A 16,047-nucleotide genomic window follows, 5' to 3' on the forward strand; every position below is an offset into this window, starting at 1 on the left:
GACCATGACCCAGGCACCGGCACCGAACGCGGACACCGTGCGCCGACTCGTCCGTTCACTGATCGCCGACACCGAGCCGGCCGACCCGGGGCCCGAGGTGCGGCCCGTGACCGAGGGCGGCGGGCACTCCACCTGGTGGGTCGGCCGCCGGCATGTGCTGCGGCTCACCCGGGACCGCGAGGCCGCGACGCGCGGACGCCGGGAGCTGAGGGTGCGCGACCTGGTCCGTCCGCTGGTCGGGGTCGCCGTGCCGAAGAGCGTCGCGCACGGGGACTGGGCGGTCGGACTGGCCTGCACCCTGGACACCAGACTGCCGGGGCGCTCCGGCGACGTGCGGGACGTCTCGGCCGTCGGGGAGGCGGACCTGGCCGGTCTGCTCACCGGGCTGCGCGAGGTGCCCGTACGGCAGGCGGAGGCGCTCGGCGTGCCCCGTGCCGAGCCGCGCTCCCTGGAGGAACTGCGTGCGGCAGCGGAGCGGGCCGCCGAGCGGCTGGCCGCCGAGGACGAGTTCGACCCCGGGAACCTCGCTCAGCTCACCGCGGCCGCCGTCGGACAGCTCGCCGCCCAGACCGCGGCCGCCGTCCTCGTGCACCACGATCTCCGGGGTGAGCACCTGGTGGTGAGCGCGGACGGGCGGGTGCGGGGCGTCCTCGACTGGACCGGCGCGGTCCTCGGGGACCCCGCCGAGGACATCGCCGGGCTCGCCACGGCAGTGGGCGCTCCCGCCGCCGTACGCGCCGCCACCCTCGCCGGATACGGTGCCCGGCCCTGCCTGCGCGGCCTGTGGCTGTCCCGCTGCGACACGGTGATCCGGCTCGCCGACCGGCTCGCGGGCCGGGACGAGGGCCCCCTGGCGCCGTTGCGGACCCAACTCCGCCACGCCTGGGAGTCGATCCTCCTGGAACGGGTCACGGAACTGCCGGGCGACGACTGAGCCACCCGGCACCCCGCACCCCGCACCGCGCCCCCCGTACTCCGTCGAGCCCGCGAGCGACGCCGGACCCGTGCCGTCGGAGACACCCGTACGCCCGTGACGGCACGCTCACGCCTCCGTACGCAGTCAGCAGTCAGCAGTCAGCAGTCCGTCGTCCGCAGTCCCCGCGGGCCGCGTCCTCACTCCTGCGTCAGTACCACGCACGACTCGCCGGGCACGCTCAGCAGCCCGTCCGCGTCCGGTGTCCGCACCGGCTCCCAGGCGGCCAGCACGCGCGCCCGACTGAGGCCGAGCGGGATCCCGGCCGCCTCCTTGCCGAGGTTCACCGCCACCCGGACGTCCCCGCGCCGCAGGGCCAGCCAGCGGGCCCCCTCGTCGTGGGCGATCCTGACGGCGGCGAGGTCGGGGTCCGAGAGATCGGGGTGACGCCGGCGCAGGGCGATCAGGTCGCGGTACCAGGCCAGCACGCGCGCGTGGAGCGCCTTCTCGGGCTCCGACCAGTCCAGACAGGAACGCTCCCGCGTCGCCGGGTCCTGCGGGTCGGGGACGTCCTCCTCGGCCCAGCCGTGCGCGGCGAACTCCCGGCGCCTGCCCCGCCGTACGGCCTCCGCCAGTCCGGGATCGGTGTGGTCGGTGAAGAACTGCCAGGGCGTGCCCGCGGCCCACTCCTCACCCATGAACAGCATCGGCGTGAAGGGCCCGGTGAGCGTCAGCGCGGCCGCGCAGGCCAGTTGCCCGGGGGAGAGGGACGCCGATAGGCGGTCGCCCTGGGCGCGGTTGCCGATCTGGTCGTGGGTCTGGGAGTAGCCGAGCAGCCGGTGCGCCGAGACGCGGGTACGGTCGAGCGGCCGGCCGTGGCGTCGCCCGCGGAAGCTCGAATACGTGCCGTCGTGGAAGAAGCCCGACGTCAGCGTCTTGGCGAGAGCCGCCAACGGGGCCCGCGCGAAGTCCGCGTAGTAGCCCTGTGCCTCACCGGTCAGAGTGGTGTGCAGCGCGTGGTGGAAGTCGTCGTTCCACTGGGCGTGCAGCCCGAGACCGCCCTCCTCTCGGGAGGAGATCAGCCGAGGGTCGTTCAGGTCGGACTCGGCGATCAGGAAGAGCGGCCGGCCCAGGTCGGCGGCGAGCGTGTCCACGGCCGTGGACAGCTCCTCCAGGAAGTGCAGCGCGCGGGTGTCGCGCAGCGCGTGCACCGCGTCCAGCCGCAGCCCGTCCAGCCGGTAGTCCCGCAGCCACGCCAGCGCGCTGCCGACGAGAAACGCCCGCACCTCGTCCGAACCGGGCGCGTCCAGGTTCACGGCCGAGCCCCAGGGTGTCTGATGGGTGTCCGTGAAGTACGGCCCGAACGCGGGCAGGTGGTTCCCGGACGGCCCGAGGTGGTTGTGCACCACGTCGAGGACGACGCCGAGGCCCAGCTCGTGCGCCCGGTCGACGAAGCGCTTGAGCGCCTCGGGGCCGCCGTACGGCTCGTGCACCGCCCACAGCGAGACACCCTCGTAGCCCCAGCCGTGCTGCCCGGGGAACGGGCACAGCGGCATCAACTCGATGTGTGTGACGCCCAGTTCCGCGAGGTGCCCGAGCCGCTCGGCGGCCGAGTCGAGGGTGCCCCCGGGGGTGTACGTCCCCACGTGCAGCTCGTACAGGACCGCGCCCTGCAGCGGACGCCCGGCCCAGTCGGCGCGCCAGGCGTACCGGTCCTGGGCGACCACCGCGCTCAGCCCGTCGGGACCGTCCGGCTGTCGCCGCGAACGCGGATCGGGCAGTACGGGACCGTCGTCCACCGCGAACCCGTAGCGCGTCCCGTCCCGTGCCTCCGCGTCTCCCGTCCACCACCCGGCGCGCTCCGGATCACGCTCCAGGGCGCTCGTGGCGCCCTCGCAGTGGAGTGCCACCCGGTCGGCCTGCGGTGCCCACACCTCGAACCGCACTGACGGTTCCCCCTTGTCCGCTCTCCGTGACCTCGCCCGTCCATGGTGCGCCACACGAGATCGATTCGCGCTCCTCTCCACCCATTTGCCGCGCGTTCGCCACGTGATGGACGCGCGGCGGGAACACGCCGGTGGCGACGGCCGTTTCCGGGTCTTCTGGACACCCTGCCCCTCCTGACCGACAATCACCTGCGTGACGTCGTCTTTCGAGTTCCACACGTACCCCGCGCGGTTGTCCGACGCGGAACGCGACCGGGCGCTGAAGGCCCTCCGTGACGGCGTCGCTCTCGGACGTCTCTCGCACGACACGTTCATCCGCCGCATGGAGCTGGCGCTCTCCGCCCGCCGGTCCGACGAACTCGCCGCGCTCACCGCCGACCTGACCACCGAGGGCCGCTGGTCGAAGCTGGTGTTCGGCACCGTCGAGGCGGTCTCCGGATTCACCGTACGGGTGCGCAGGGCCTGGCAGGCCGAGCGGCTCCCGAAGCTGCTGCTGCCCCACCCGGGCAACGGCTACCCGCTGCGGATCGGCCGCGACCCCGCCAGCGGGCTGCGGCTCAACCACGAGACGGTGTCGCGGATCCACGCCGAACTGAGTCGCCAGGGCGGCCTGTGGGTGCTGCGCGACCTGGGGTCGACCAACGGGACGACGGTCAACGGACGACGGGTGATCGGCGCCGCCGTCGTCAAGGACGGCGACCAGATCGGTTTCGGACGGATGTTCTTCCGGCTGTCGTCCTCCTGATCCGTCCGGCCCGCCCGATGCCCCCTGTCGGCCGGATCCCCGTGTCTCCGGCCCACCCGGACCGAGCTCTGGCCTGGGTTTCACTCAGCGATTTCCTCGCCTTCCCTTACGTTCCGCGGTGTTGACGTACCTGCACAGCCGTGACTGACTGTGCGTACACCGTGTACATCAGGTGAAGCGACGGCACCATATGTGTGGAGGTGCGCCCTGCCGCCACTCCTCCGCTACCCGACCGTGGACGAGCTGGGTGCCCGTGCCGCCGCGCTCGTCGCCCGCCGTCCGACGGACGCCCGGCTGCGCCGCGTGGGCACGTCCCGGGCCGGCACCCCCCTCTGGCTCCTGTCCGTGGGGCACGGCCACCGCCAGGCCCTCGTCGTCGCCGGACCGCACGCCAACGAGCCGGTGGGCGGCGCCACGGCCCTCCGCCTCGCGGAACGGGTGCTCGCCGATCCCCGGCTGCGTGACGGCGCGGACGCCACCTGGAACCTGCTGCTCTGCCTCGACCCCGACGGCTCCCGCCGCAACGAGGCATGGCTGTCCGGCCCGTACACCCTCGGCCGCTACTTCCGGCACTTCTTCCGTCCCGGCTTCCTCGAACAGCCCGAGTGGCTGCCCGAGGGCGCGGACGGCGTGACCCTGCCCGAGACCCGCGCCCTGCTCGACCTCCAGGACGAACTGCGGCCGTTCTTCCAGTGCTCGCTGCACGGCGTCGACGTCGGCGGCGCCTTCGTCGAGCTGACCCGTGAGCTGCCCGGTCTCGCCCAGCGCGTCGCCCACACCGCCGCGCGGCTCGGCATCCCGCGCGAGCTCGGACCGTACGACACGCTCTACTGGCCGACGCTCGGGCCCGCCGTCTACCGCATCCCACCGCCGCACCGCGGCGACCTGGCCGCCGCGATCACCGAGGCCGCGGTGGAGTCCACCTGGTTCCATCCGCACCGCCACGGAACCGTCACGGCGGTCGTCGAGGCACCCATGTGGGGCGTGGCGGCCGTGGAGGACGCCGCCCGGCCCGCCGACGCCGACGCGGTGCTGCGCTCCGTCAGCCACACGCTGCGCCACGACACACGCGTTCTCGAGGACATCCTCGCGCGCGTGCGCCCCGGTCTCGGCACCGGACCGGACACGGCCCGCCTCCTCGCGCCCGTCGACGACTATTTACTGGTCGGCCCCGGCCTCGCGGACTCCTGGGACCCCGATCTGCGGGACTCCGGTTCACGGCCCCTGCCGTCGCTCGGTACCGCCCGGCTGACGTCCCTGCGCCTCGCCGGGCGCCGGGTCGCCCTGCGCACGGCCGGGCTGCTGCACCAGCTCGTCACCCGTTCCGGGGGCGACCCGCGCGAGGCCCTGCCGGAACTGGACCGGCTGATCGACGCCTGGTGCGCCGACTACCGCGAAGGCTGCGGGGCACGCTGGATCCCGGTCGCACGCCAGGTCGAGTACCAGGCGCGCGTGGTGATCGCCGCGTTCGAACTCGCCGGACGGTACGCGCCGGTGGGCTCCCCTTCGGGTGAGACGGGGTGGAGTTCACAGGCCGCGCTGCCGATGCACCGGGAATGACGAGAACCACCGAAGCGTCGCGCGGCGCTGTGCTGGCCGCGGCGGCCCTGCTCACAGCCGTCGCGGCACCGGCCCAGGCCTCGGCCTCCGCACTGGCCCGAGTATCGGCCTCTGCCCCTGCCCCGACTTCTGCCCCAGCCCTGACCTCGGCCCCCGCACCGGCCTTTGCACCGGCCCTTGCACCGGGCCCGGTATCGGTCTCTGCACCGGCGCTTACCCCCGGCGATGTCCCGGCGGGCCGCCCCCGGCAACTGGCTCCACCTCACGGTCACCCGGGGCGAGGCCTCGCCCCAAGCCCTCCCACCCGTCCGCGTGCCCCTCCGAGACCCGGTCCGAGGCACCCGCGGAGTACCCCCGGGCGCGTCCTCGCGCGCGACTCCGAGCCCTCTCCTCGGGCACCCCGACGAGCAGCCTTCCGAGTGGAGGTCACCCCCGGCACCGACACCCGCGGCGCCGTCCTGCTCTGCGACCCGCCCCAGGGCCACCCCCACGCGGCACAGGCCTGCGCGGAACTCGCGGTGGCCGAGGGGGACATCGGCCGGATCCCGGCCACGCCCGGCGCGCTGTGTCCGATGATCTACGCACCGGTCACCGCCGCCGCGCGCGGCGAGTGGAACGGCCGCCCGGTCAACTACACGCACACCTTCGCGAACTCCTGTGTGATGGGCGCCGCCACCGGCGCGGTGTTCGCCCTGGGGGAGTAGCTCAGGCCGCGTTGTCGCGTGCGTGCAGGGCCGCGGCGACCACCGTGCGGGACTGGTGCTCGACCTGATGCTCCAGGGGCACCCAGCGGGCGCCGAAGCGTTCGGCGAAGGCGTCGCTCCAGGAGGCGACGAGGCGTTCGAGGCGCGGCGCCGCCCGGTCGTCGGCCTCCTGGAGGACGCGCAGCAGCATCGCCGCGGCCCGCAGCGGCAGCCGGCGCCCGAACGCGTCCACGCTGCCGACGTACGCCCTCGTGGTGTCCGCCGGCGGCGTACGGACCCAGTCGTCGGCCAGCCCCGGCACCAGCTCCAGCGCCCACTTGGCGGCCCGCAGGAGCGGCCCGTCGGGGCCGGGCAGCCGTGGCGCGACCTCCGTCAGCACCGTCTCCACCTGAAGCGCGTCCCGCCGCAGCCGGCCCGCCAGACCCCGCATCGCCTCCGCCGGTGCCGGGTGCGGCGCGGGGTCGGCCACCAGATCGCTGGCCCACATCGGGACCTCGACGACCGCGGTCAGTCCCCCGTACCGGTGCGCGTGGTACCAGGTGCTGTGCCGCGCGTCGTCGGGCATGCTCGGATAGGCCGCGTCCGAGCCGGGCGCCGGCATCACATGCACGCCGGGCCCGGAGGCCGGCCAGCCCGCGGCGTCCGACGCGCCCGTCTCCACCGGGATGTGCAGCTCCGCCGCGGACTTGGCGAACGGCTCGGCGAGACCCGGGATGTCCTTGGTCAACTGCACCCAGCTGCCGCCGAGATCCGTGCCGTGCAGGGTCGCCTGGAGGTAGGGCCGCAGCTCGTCGATGACCCGGGTCAGGGCGCGGGTCTCCGGCGGCAGTCGGTCGGGCGGCAGCACGGACGGCGACCACTCCGGCTGCTCGGGTCCGGCCGGACGGAAGAAACCGAGGTGGTAGTCGAGCAGGGTGCGCGGCGCAGGCGTCACATGCAGGCTCGCCCCGTCCGGATCCGCGCAGAGCAGGAAGTGCCAGGAGGTGTCGGCCCGCAACTCCCGTCCGTACAGCACGCGTTCGGCCAGGGACAACAGCGTCGAACCACCGGCCGGCTCGTTGGCGTGGGCGCCCGCGACGACGAGGACCGCGCGCCGCGCGTGACCGACGGACAGCAGGTGGAGCGGCCTGCCCGCGCGGGAGACACCGACCTGTCTGAGCGTGCACAGGCCGGGCCGGTGAGCCGCCAACGCCCGTGCGGACGCGACGATTTCGGTCACACTGGGGTAGCGCAGCTCCTGCAGGAGACTCACCCCCGACTTGTCCGCCCTGCATCGCTTTCCGCAGTACTCCACGGACTGCGGCAACTGTCAAGCGGCGGCGGAGCGGCGCCCGGCCCGCCCGGTGGCGTCCACCGTCGGCAGCCAGGGCGCGCACCACCGAAAGAGGGAGGTCCGCCGGGGCGTTCGTCGGCATCCCGCGCAGGCCGGGGCCCGTCGGTGCGCCCTCGACGCCACCCGTATGGGGCGTACGGGGGCCGCGCCGTGTGCCGGGCCCCGGACGTTCGGCCTGTCGCGGCGGCCCTGATCAGCCGCTCGCCGCGGAGTCCGCGGAGGCCGCGGGACCGTCTTCACCGACGCGTTCCAGCAGCGCCACCGGCAACCCCTCGAAGAGCTCCGCCACGCGCGCGTGCCCCGTGAACTCCCGTCCCGGAGCGAGCAGGTCCGCCCAGCGCCCCGCGGGCAGGACGAGGCGCGTATTGCGCCAGCCGCCCTCGTCCGCCAGCCGCAGCGACAGCCGGGTGACGGCCGAGACCACCTCCCCGGAGCGTACGAACGCCACACAGTGCGCGGCACCGGGTCCCTCCGCCGTCAGCGGCGCGTACGCCGCCCTGTCGCCGAAGACGTCGGGGCGCCGCCCGCGCAGCCGGAGCGCCGCCGTGGTCAGCGCGGCCTTCTCGGAGACCTTTTCGGAGACTCTCCCGGAGACCGCCGCGGCGTCCCGCGCCGAAGGCCGCGGCGGCGTGAACGGCTTCCGGTTGTCCGGGTCCACCAGCGCCAGGTATTCGTCCTCGGTGCCCTGGTACACGTCCGGCACCCCGGGCATGGTCAGCTGCACCAGGGCGGCCCCCAGGACGTTCGCCCGGACGTGCGGCGCGAGCCCGGCCCTGAAGCCGGCCACGTGCCGTCCGGGCGCCCCGCAGGGGCCCGCCGCGACGAACGCCGCGACCGCCGCCTCGTACGCGGGGTCCTGCTCGGTCCAGGCGGTGTGCACGCCGGCCTCGCGGACGTGCTTCAGCAGCGCGCCCTGGACGCGGTCCGCGTCGGCGGGGCCCAGCCCGAAGACCGTCTGCCACGCGGCCCACGCCACCTGGGGGTCGGGTACGCCCGCCGCCCCCTGCGGCGTCAGCTCGGCCAGGAGGTCGCCCCACCGGCGCGGGCACTGGGTGAGTACGGACAGGGCCGCGCGGACGTCGGCACTGCGTTTCGTGTCGTGGGTGGACAGGGCCGTACCGGTGCCGGGCCAGTCGCGCTGCACGCGCGCGCAGTAGGCGTGGAAGTCCTTCAGGGACACGGCCGGAGCCCCCGGGGCACCCCCCACCTCGTTGGCCGACAGCAGGGGCACGTAGCGGTAGAACGCCGTGTCCTCCACGGACTTCGCCCGTAGTGCGGACGAGGTCTGGGCGAACCGCGCCCGGAACTCCACGTGTTCGGGCCCGTCCTCGCCGCGCCCGAGCACCAGGTTCCGTACGACGTCCACGGCGTGCGCCTCCTCCGCAACGGTGAAGACCGACCGGGCCTCGGCGGCGGCCTCCGCGGTGACGACCGCGGAGGCGTCCGTGGAGGGATACGGCCGGTACACGTCGACCCGCACGAGAAGCTCGCGCAGCGCGGCGCCCAGGGCCCAGGGAGCGTGATCGCGCAGTCCGGGGTCCGAGGAGCGGGCGCACAGGCGCTCCGCCACCCGGGTGAGGCGGTCGAACTCGGTGGCCAGCTCGTGGGTGATCACCTTGTACGCCGCCCGGCGCACCGTCGCCTCCCAGGAGCCGCCGAGGTCGCCCTGCGGGGCCGCGAACCGCCCGTACTCAAGGAGGAGTTCACCCGCTCCCGCCGGGTCCGTGAAGAGGCCGTCGACGTGCCGCAGGGCGTCGTAGCCGGTGGTGCCGGCGACGGGCCAGGCGGCGGGCAGTGGCTCACCGTCGGCGAGGATCTTCTCCACGACCGTCCAGCGTCCGCCGGTCGCCTCGTGCAGGCGGCGCAGATACGCGTCCGGGTCGGCCAGGCCGTCCGGATGGTCGACGCGCAGCCCCTCGAGCACGCCGTCGGCCAGCAGCTCCAGGATCTTGCCGTGGGTCGCCGCGAACACCTCCGGGTCCTCGACACGCACCCCGATGAGTTCCGAAATGCTGAAGAAGCGCCGGTAGTTCAGTTCGGTGCGGGCCAGCCGCCACCAGGTCGGGCGGTACCACTGCGCGTCCAGGAGCTCGGGAAGCGGCAGCTCCCGCGTACCCTCGCGCAGCGGGAACTCGTGGTCGTAGTAGCGCAGTACGTCGCCGTCCACCTTGAACCGGTCGATCTCCGAACCGAGGCGGCCCCCGAGCACCGGCAGCAGCAGCCGGCCGCCCTGCGCGTCCCAGTCGATGTCGAACCAGCGCGCGTACGGTGACTCGGGCCCCTCGCGCAGCACCTCCCACAGCGGGCGGTTGTGACGGGGGGCCATGGCCATGTGGTTGGGCACGATGTCCACGACCAGACCGAGCCCGTGCGCGCGCGCCGTGCGGGCCAGGGAGCGCAGTCCGCCCTCGCCGCCCAGTTCCTTCCGTACGCGCGTGTGGTCCACCACGTCGTAGCCGTGCGCCGAGCCGGGGACGGCCTCCAGGACGGGGGACAGATGCAGATGGGAGACCCCGAGCGAGGCCAGGTACGGCACGGCGGCCTCGGCGGCCGCGAAGGGGAACTCCGGTTGCAGCTGGAGCCGGTACGTGGCGGTCGGCGTGGCGGGAACCATCGAGTCCGGGATCTCCCGTTCGGGACGCTCAGGTGTCATGGGATCCTACGTACCCCTCTCGCCCGGTTTCGTGACATCGACGCCCGCATACGGGTCCCTGTGGTGCCGGGTTCGGGACCCGGGAAGCCCCGCGCGGGTGGCCCGCGTGACCCGCGTCCCCGGGGGAGCCGCCCGGGGACCGCCCGGCCGGGGACGGTCGGAGTGTCGGGATCGGCGGGACGGCCGCCCGGTACGGTCCCCGGGCCGCACCGGGCCGCACCGGGCCGCGCCGCCCCGGCGTCCGCCGGTGCGACGCGAACGGTCAGAGGTCCTGGGCGGGCCTCTGCAGCACCGTCACGCTCCGGTCGACCAGCGTGAGCCGGTCCCCGGCCTGGACCTTGGCGCCGGTGCCCGGCACCGGCCCCTCCGGGAGGGCGGTGTCGACCACCACCTGCCACTGCCGTCCGTGGTCGACGGGCACCACGAACTCCAGCGTCCTCGGCGAGGCGTTGAACATGAGCAGGAAGGAATCGTCGGCGATGTGCTCGCCGCGCGGGCCCGGCTCGGAGATCGCGTTGCCGTTGAGGAAGACGGACAGGGCGTGCGTCTGGGTCGCCCCCCAGTCCTGCTGGGTCATCTCGGCGCCCGACGGGGTGAACCACGCGATGTCGGACAGTTCGTCGTGCGTGCCCTGGACGGGACGGCCGTGGAAGAAGCGGCGGCGCCGGAAGACCGGGTGGTCGCGGCGCAGCCACACCATCGCGCGCGTGAAGTCGAGCAGTTCGTCGCCGTCCTCGGGCCACGGCACCCAGGCGAGCTCGCTGTCCTGGCAGTACGCGTTGTTGTTGCCGCCCTGGGTGCGGGCGAACTCGTCGCCGTGGCTGAGCATCGGAACACCCTGGGAGAGCATCAGCGTCGCGATGAAGTTGCGCTTCTGGCGGGCCCGCAGGGCGAGCACGGTCTCGTCGTCGGTCTCGCCCTCGGCCCCGCAGTTCCAGGAGCGGTTGTGGCTCTCGCCGTCGCGGTTGTCCTCTCCGTTCGCCTGGTTGCGTTTGTTGTTGTAGGAGACGAGGTCGTTGAGCGTGAACCCGTCGTGGCAGGTGACGAAGTTGATGGAGGCGAGCGGGCGGCGCCCGTCGTCCTGGTAGAGGTCCGACGAACCCGTCAGCCGGGAGGCGAACTCGGCCAGCGTGCGGGGCTCACCGCGCCACAGGTCGCGTACGGTGTCGCGGTACTTGCCGTTCCACTCCGTCCACAGCGGCGGGAAGTTGCCCACCTGATAGCCGCCCTCGCCGACGTCCCAGGGCTCGGCGATCAGCTTCACCTGGGAGACCACCGGGTCCTGCTGCACCAGGTCGAAGAAGGACGACAGCCGGTCCACCTCGTGGAACTGCCGGGCCAGGGTGGCCGCGAGGTCGAAGCGGAAACCGTCGACATGCATCTCGGTGACCCAGTAGCGCAGCGAGTCCATGATCAGCTGGAGCACGTGCGGGGAGCGCATCAGGAGGGAGTTGCCGGTGCCCGTGGTGTCCATGTAGTAGCGGGGATCGTCCGCCAGACGGTAGTACGAGGCGTTGTCGAGCCCCCTGAAGGACAGCGTCGGACCCAGGTGGTTGCCCTCGGCCGTGTGGTTGTAGACCACGTCCAGGATGACCTCGATCCCGGCCTCGTGCAGCGCCCGGACCGCCGACTTGAACTCCAGGACCTGCTGGCCGCGGTCGCCCCAGGAGGCGTAGGTGTTGTGCGGGGCGAAGAAGCCGATGGTGTTGTAGCCCCAGTAGTTGTTGAGCCCCATCTCCACCAGACGGTGGTCGTTCACGAACTGGTGCACCGGCATCAGCTCCAGTGCCGTCACCCCCAGTTCCGTCAGGTGTTCGATGATCGCGGGGTGTGCGAGGGCCGCGTACGTGCCGCGCAGTTCGTCGGGCAGCGCCGGATGCTGCATCGTGAGGCCCTTCACATGGGCCTCGTAGATCACGGTGTGGTGGTACTCGGTGCGCGGGCGCCGGTCGTCCCCCCAGTCGAAGTACGGGTTGACCACGACCGACGTCATGGTGTGCGGCGCCGAGTCCAGGTCGTTGCGCTTGTCGGGGGACCCGAAGGGGTAGCCGTACACCTCCTCGCCCCAGGTGATCGAGCCACTTATCGCACGCGCGTACGGATCAAGCAGCAGCTTGGCGGAGTTGACGCGCTGTCCGCGCTCGGGCGCGTACGGCCCGTGCACCCGGAACCCGTACCGCTGTCCGGGCATGATCCCGGGCAGGTACGCGTGCCGTACGAACGCGTCGCTCTCGCGCAGTTCCACCGCCGTCTCCGAGCCGTCGTCGTGCAGCAGACACAGCTCGATCCGGTCGGCGGCCTCCGAGAAGACCGCGAAATTGGTACCGGCGCCGTCGTACGTGGCACCGAGTGGATATGCCTCACCAGGCCAGACCTGCATGGATACGACTCTCCCAGTAGTGCCGCGCCCCGGGGGGCGACTCCGAAGCGAGTCTCCCCGAAAGTGATGGAACCTCCTATGACTTACGTCCCTCTTACCCGCTGACCAGGCATACGTCGTATGCCGAACCAGAGGTACTCAAGTCGCTCCTAGGGAAACAGGGGGAGTAGGGGGAAATGTGCGCAAGACAGTGCACCGCCATCTGGGAAAAATGATGGCGGGTGCGGCCATCGCGGTGGCCGGGACGGCCGTGATGGTCGGGATCACCCTGCCGGGCTCGGCAGGGGCCGACGCATCGGGTCGAGGCCCGGCAGGCGCCGAGCAGGCGGGATCGGGACAGGGGCAGGAACAGGGGCAGGCGGCCGTACGGCCCGGCGTCGTGGAACAGGCTCCGGCGCAGGGTGACAAGGGCACCGGCCGTGACCCGCTGACCGACGACGAGACGGCACGGGTCGAACGGATCGCGGTGAACCGGCAGTTGTTCGGCTCCAGCGAGAACGTCGAGGGGGACCGGGGCCCGCAGCGCATCGGTGTCGACCTCGCCGAGCCGGAGGAGAACGAGCTCGACGACCCCGCGGCGCCGCGCCGCGCGGACGTCACGCTCTACGACTACCGCAACGACACGCTCGTCACGAGGACCGTCAACCTCGACACCGGGAAGGTCGAGAGGACCGACACCCAGCACGGGACCCAGCCGCCGCTGGGTCGTGACGAGATGACCGAGGCGGCCAGGCTGCTCATCGCCGACCCGCTCGGCGCGGGCCTGCGGGCCGACTACAAGGACGCCACCGGCAAGGAACTCACCTCGCCCGACCAGCTCACGCTGAACAGCATGGTCTACCGGGCGACCCCGGGCGCCCAGCCCGGCCTCCTCGCGAAGTGCGGCGAGCACCGCTGCGTGAGGCTCTTCCCGAAGGTCAGGAACGGGTCCTGGATCGACAGCCGTGACCTGGTGATCGATCTGAGCGCCCGCAAGGTCGGCACCCTCGGCTGACGTCCGCGTCCGCCGCTCCGAAGCGGCGCCGACTTCACCTTCACCCTCTCCAACTCCCTTCTTCCGCATGCCTTCGCGAGGAGTCCCTTCGTCATGCGCGTGAACAGAAACAGCCGTGCCCGCAGCCGGACGGCGGTGGGCCTGTCGGTGGCCGCGCTGGCCGTCGGCGCGACGACGGCCGCGGGTCCGGCCGTCGCCCAGCCGAAGTCCGCCCCGGCGGCCGCCAGTTGCAGCACGGCCTACAAGATCGAGCAGAAACTCTCCACCGGCACCACTTGGCGGATGTGCTGGCACTACGAGAGCGAGGCCGGGCTCGTCCTGGAGAACGTCTCGTACCAGCCCAAGGGCGAGGCCCAGCCGATCAAGGTCCTCACCAGTGCCAAGCTCGGCCAGATCCACGTCCCCTACGACGACGGCAAGGCCGAGTACGACGACCTCACGGGCGCCGGCTTCGGTCAGGGCCTGATGAAGATGGCGCCGGGCGAGTGCCCCGGCGGCACCATCAAGAACGTGAAGATCCCCAACGCCTGGGACCCGCAGCACCCGAACGTCAACGGCCTGTGCACCACGACCCGTTCGCGTGGCCACGCCTACCGCATGGAGGCCGACTCGGGAAACAAGGTCTACCAGGCCCAGGGCAAGGACCTGTTGATCTACACCGTCAACAAGGTCGGCTGGTACGAGTACATCACCGAATGGCGCTTCCAGGACGACGGCGCCGTCAGCATGAACATCGGCGCCACCGGCAGCCTCTCGCCCGGCGACTACGACGCGGGCGACGGCCGCGGCTGGCCCATCGGCAAGGGTGCGAAGGCGTACGCCACCAGCCACAGCCACAACGTCTTCTGGCGGCTCGACTTCGGCCTCGACGGTTCCTCCAAGAACAAGATCGAGCAGTACGACTCCGTGGTCAGCCCGCCCCGCAACGGCAACGAGGGCCCGACCAACAAGACCACCCGCACCAAGATCACCAAGGAACTCGCGGGCGACGCCAAGAACCAGCGCTGGTGGCGCGTGGTCAGCGCCACCGGCAAGAACAAGGACAACCACGCGCGCTCCTACGAGATCGTCCCCGGTGCCACCACCAAGTACCTCGGCCGCAGCTTCACCAAGCACGACCTGTACTTCACCGAGTACAAGAAGTGCGAGCAGTTCGCCAGCAACAACCTGCTCAACTGCGGATCGGGCGCGGGCAAGTCCGTCGACAAGTACGTCAACGGACAGACCCTCACCCACCCCATCGTCTGGGTCAACGTGGGCTTCCACCACATCGCGCGCGACGAGGACCAGCAGCCCATGCCGGTCCACTGGCAGGGTTTCTCCATCGCCCCACGTGACGTCACGGCTATGAATCCGCTCACTCCGCCGGAGCTGGCCGACCAGAACGGGCATGTTGAAAACGGTAGTTGAGAAACAGCCTGTCCATCGGGCTGCACCGCCCGCCGCTCCCGGAGTACCCTTCCTTGATCGTTGAGTGGGGCTGGCCCCACGGGAGAGCTCGGGGGAGCGGAAGGCGGTGCGCGGGTGGGCTCGGGAGGGCTGGAGTTGCCTCCTGGTGACGAGGGTCACGAGGGGAACTCCACAGATGTCCCACCCGGCGCGGTGTCCCTGGCACGGCCGATGGAGATGGGATCCATCGGACCGGAACTGGACTGGGGCGCCGACGCCTGGCGCGAGGTGCGTACGCGCGCCCAGCGGGCCGGGCGCGCCTACATCTGGCTGAACCTGGTCGAACAGCGGCTGCGCGCGGTCGTGGCCGCTGTTCTGCGCCCCATCTACGAACCCGTCCACGGCGACGACTGGGTGGTCGCGGCGGCCGGCCCCGCCGGACAGGAGTGGGTGCAGCGCGCGGTCGCCGTACGCGAGGTCAGCTTACGCAAGGGCTATCTGCTCGACCCCGCCGACGACAACGTGCTCAGCTTCCTCACCCTGCCGCAGCTGCGCGAGCTGATGGTGCAGCACTGGCCGTGCTTCGAGCCCTACTTCGACGAGCGCCGGGACGTCGAACTCGCCCTGGACGAGCTGGAAGTCACCCGGAACGTGGTCTCGCGCAACCGGGCCCTGTCCGAGGCGGTGCTGAGCCAGGCCGAGCGGGCCGCCGCGAAGCTCCTGGCGATTCTCGGCGCCGGCAGCGACACCCCCTCCGCGCGGCGGCTGCCCGTCGACGCCGTCGAGGACCTCGTCGGCGACCGGTACGCGGACGTGGTCGGAGTCCACTCCGACCGGGTGCGGCTGCTGCGGCAGTTCCCCGCGGAGGACCTCTTCGGCGGGGCCCGCCGCCTCGACGCCATCGGTATCGGCCTGAACCTGCTGGTGCAGAACTTCTCCGGGCGGCGGCTGGTGCGGCTCGCCGAGTCCGGCTGCCGGGTCAGGCTGCTGTTCCTCAACCCGGCCTCCAGCGCGGTCAAGCGCCGCGAGCGCGAACTCGGCATCAAGCGGGGCGAGCTGAGCCGGGCCGTCGAGATGAACATCCTGCACATGCGCAGAGTCCGGGCCCGGCTGCGCGATCCGGGCGCGTTCGAGATCCAGGTCTACGACGAGACACCGCGCTTCACGGCGTATCTCGTCGACGGGGACGGCTCCGACGGCATCGCGGTCGTGCAGTCGTATCTGCGTCGTGCGCGCGGCATGGAGGCGCCGGTGCTGGTGCTGCGCGGCGGTGGCCGCCTGGTCAAACCGGATGAGATCGGCGAAGAAGGACTCTTCCCGACATACCGTGAGGAGTTCGAGGTGGCTTGGGCTGATTCGCGGCCGGTGTCCTGAAGTGTCGCCCTCCTCCGGAAGCGGAACGCGGTCCTCGGGTTGTCAGTGGCTCGTGC

Annotated in this window: 10 protein-coding genes and 1 pseudogene; 7 read left to right on the forward strand and 4 right to left on the reverse strand. The window is 72.3% G+C overall.

Annotated features, from left to right (window positions below; all coding sequences use genetic code 11):
- Positions 1-4: 4 nt before the first annotated feature.
- Positions 5-934: an aminoglycoside phosphotransferase family protein gene (locus HEP85_RS30150; protein WP_168530703.1), complete on the forward strand. Its 930-nt coding sequence runs from the start codon at positions 5-7 to the stop codon at positions 932-934.
- A gap of 179 nt (positions 935-1,113) precedes the next feature.
- Here HEP85_RS30150 and treZ read toward each other — a convergent pair whose 3' ends face one another.
- Entirely contained in the window at positions 1,114-2,859 is a 1,746-nt protein-coding gene (treZ, locus tag HEP85_RS30155) for a malto-oligosyltrehalose trehalohydrolase (protein ID WP_329291134.1), read from the reverse strand.
- Positions 2,860-3,052: 193 nt separating this feature from the next.
- Between treZ and HEP85_RS30160 the strand changes: the two genes are divergently transcribed.
- The 3 genes and pseudogenes from HEP85_RS30160 to HEP85_RS30170 all read left to right on the forward strand — a co-directional run.
- On the forward strand, positions 3,053-3,604 hold the full coding sequence (locus HEP85_RS30160) for a DUF1707 and FHA domain-containing protein (protein WP_168530704.1): 552 nt from the start codon (positions 3,053-3,055) through the stop codon (positions 3,602-3,604).
- A gap of 192 nt (positions 3,605-3,796) precedes the next feature.
- Positions 3,797-5,164 carry a M14 family zinc carboxypeptidase gene (locus HEP85_RS30165; RefSeq protein ID WP_369657902.1) on the forward strand — a complete coding sequence of 456 codons (1,368 nt, stop codon included), beginning with the start codon at positions 3,797-3,799 and terminating at the stop codon, positions 5,162-5,164.
- Positions 5,165-5,601: 437 nt separating this feature from the next.
- Positions 5,602-5,868 (forward strand): annotated as a pseudogene (locus HEP85_RS30170) (SSI family serine proteinase inhibitor); the annotation flags it as partial.
- A 1-nt stretch (position 5,869) separates the two neighbouring features.
- Here HEP85_RS30170 and HEP85_RS30175 read toward each other — a convergent pair.
- The 3 genes from HEP85_RS30175 to glgX all read right to left on the reverse strand — a co-directional run bounded on the left by HEP85_RS30175 (position 5,870) and on the right by glgX (position 12,234).
- On the reverse strand, positions 5,870-7,120 hold the full coding sequence (locus HEP85_RS30175) for a M14 family zinc carboxypeptidase (RefSeq protein ID WP_369657903.1): 1,251 nt from the start codon (positions 7,118-7,120) through the stop codon (positions 5,870-5,872).
- Positions 7,121-7,394: 274 nt separating this feature from the next.
- Complete coding sequence (treY, locus tag HEP85_RS30180; protein WP_369657904.1) at positions 7,395-9,854, reverse strand: malto-oligosyltrehalose synthase; 2,460 nt, start codon at positions 9,852-9,854, stop codon at positions 7,395-7,397.
- A 262-nt stretch (positions 9,855-10,116) separates the two neighbouring features.
- On the reverse strand, positions 10,117-12,234 hold the full coding sequence (gene glgX, locus HEP85_RS30185) for a glycogen debranching protein GlgX (RefSeq protein WP_168530707.1): 2,118 nt from the start codon (positions 12,232-12,234) through the stop codon (positions 10,117-10,119).
- Positions 12,235-12,412: 178 nt separating this feature from the next.
- Here glgX and HEP85_RS30190 point away from each other — a divergent pair, with 178 nt between their 5' ends.
- The 3 genes from HEP85_RS30190 to HEP85_RS30200 all read left to right on the forward strand — a co-directional run bounded on the left by HEP85_RS30190 (position 12,413) and on the right by HEP85_RS30200 (position 15,991).
- Positions 12,413-13,228 carry a Tat pathway signal sequence domain protein gene (locus HEP85_RS30190; RefSeq protein WP_168530708.1) on the forward strand — a complete coding sequence of 272 codons (816 nt, stop codon included), beginning with the start codon at positions 12,413-12,415 and terminating at the stop codon, positions 13,226-13,228.
- A 93-nt stretch (positions 13,229-13,321) separates the two neighbouring features.
- Positions 13,322-14,638, forward strand: a complete 1,317-nt coding sequence (locus tag HEP85_RS30195) for a copper amine oxidase (RefSeq protein ID WP_168530709.1) — start codon at positions 13,322-13,324, stop codon at positions 14,636-14,638.
- A 114-nt stretch (positions 14,639-14,752) separates the two neighbouring features.
- Positions 14,753-15,991, forward strand: coding sequence for an SAV2148 family HEPN domain-containing protein (locus HEP85_RS30200; RefSeq protein ID WP_369657905.1), 1,239 nt, complete (start codon positions 14,753-14,755; stop codon positions 15,989-15,991).
- The last annotated feature ends 56 nt before the right edge of the window (positions 15,992-16,047 follow it).

This window comes from Streptomyces sp. RPA4-2 (assembly GCF_012273515.2).
GTDB classification, from domain to species: Bacteria; Actinomycetota; Actinomycetes; order Streptomycetales; family Streptomycetaceae; genus Streptomyces; species Streptomyces kaempferi.

Coding starts and splice junctions, on each gene's coding strand:
- HEP85_RS30150 (WP_168530703.1), top strand. CDS start 5: ATGACCCAGGCACCGGCACCGAACGCGGACACCGTGCGCCGACTCGTC.
- treY (WP_369657904.1), bottom strand. CDS start 9,854: ATGACACCTGAGCGTCCCGAACGGGAGATCCCGGACTCGATGGTTCCC.
- glgX (WP_168530707.1), bottom strand. CDS start 12,234: ATGCAGGTCTGGCCTGGTGAGGCATATCCACTCGGTGCCACGTACGAC.
- HEP85_RS30195 (WP_168530709.1), top strand. CDS start 13,322: ATGCGCGTGAACAGAAACAGCCGTGCCCGCAGCCGGACGGCGGTGGGC.